General features: G+C 32.3%; 1 protein-coding gene. It reads left to right on the forward strand.

What is annotated here, in order from left to right:
- Positions 1-656 precede the first annotated feature (656 nt).
- Positions 657-1,073 (forward strand): hypothetical protein, encoded by a 417-nt coding sequence (locus tag IWX83_RS17105; RefSeq protein ID WP_196831357.1) that lies wholly within the window; start codon positions 657-659, stop codon positions 1,071-1,073.
- The last annotated feature ends 107 nt before the right edge of the window (positions 1,074-1,180 follow it).

The following is a 1,180-nucleotide window of genomic DNA, read 5'->3' on the forward strand; positions in this document are numbered from 1 at the left end:
CGCTGTAAGTTTTGTTTTCTAATTCGACAATTTGTATTTTCGAATTTTTATTCAAGCTTACAGCGTGTGTCCTGCTCATGCAGGGCACACACAGCACCTACAAAAAATTGGCGGTTCAGTGGTTAAATGAAGCTTTGTGCTTTGTATCAAGTTTTGTGGTGGCAGACAGTTTTGTGCTTCGAAATCGCCAACTTCTTGTAGCTGCAAACCGTTGTGCGTCAGCTTGGTAGAACCGAAATAGAAACGACAGAAAAACTATATAATATGACAATATTAGCATACTTGACATTGATACTGACGCCATTTTTGGGTGGTATCTTTATGATAATTTGCATTATACCTCTTTCAATATTTCAATTTATTGGACTTGACAAAGTAAGACTGTCTTATTTATCAGCTTTAGTAGGTTCGTTTTTATTGCTTTGGTGCTATGTTTTATTTTTTCAATGGTTGAATGTTGAAATTTCATTTTGGATTTATTTAATAATGATTGCATTAACAATTTTTAATAACGTAAAGCGGATAAAAAAACGACCAAATCCGACTTATGAAAAAACTATATTGATAGTGGAATTAATAGGATATACAATAAGCGCAATAATTTTCATTTTTCAATAATAACATCAACATAAATTCTCACAATTAAATTTAACCAAATGATAAACATAAGCGACATCAATCCTGCCGAAATTATGATTGGAGCAATTGCTGGACAAATAGTAAATGTTATTTGGAATTTTACCGCAAAAAAACTCGCAGAAACCGAACCTATAAAGAAGCTAAAAAACATTAAACTCATCAAAACATTAGAGTTTAGTTTAGCATATATATTACCATTAGGTACAATTATCTTTTTAATAATTGAAAATAAAACCGAACCGACTTTTAAAAACATTGCTTTATTCATAATAATTTGTGTTAGTTTAATTTTTAATATTTTAATGAGCCACATAAGAGCTATTTATAAAATGTTTACCGAGTTAACTACTAAATCTTCAGACAACGATTTGGTTCATAAAAAAGCAATAAACATAATATTTGAACATATTGGAAAGGATGAAAGAATTAAATAAAAAGCCGAACGCACAATCGAGTAGACGGCTCCGCCAGTAACTGACGGAGTGCGCCTCTCACACCACCGAACGTACGGGTCACGTATTCGGCGGTTCGCAAAGAGATG

Origin of the sequence: Flavobacterium sp. CG_9.1 (genome assembly GCF_015751645.1) — a bacterium.
Taxonomy (GTDB): Bacteria; Bacteroidota; Bacteroidia; order Flavobacteriales; family Flavobacteriaceae; genus Flavobacterium; species Flavobacterium xanthum.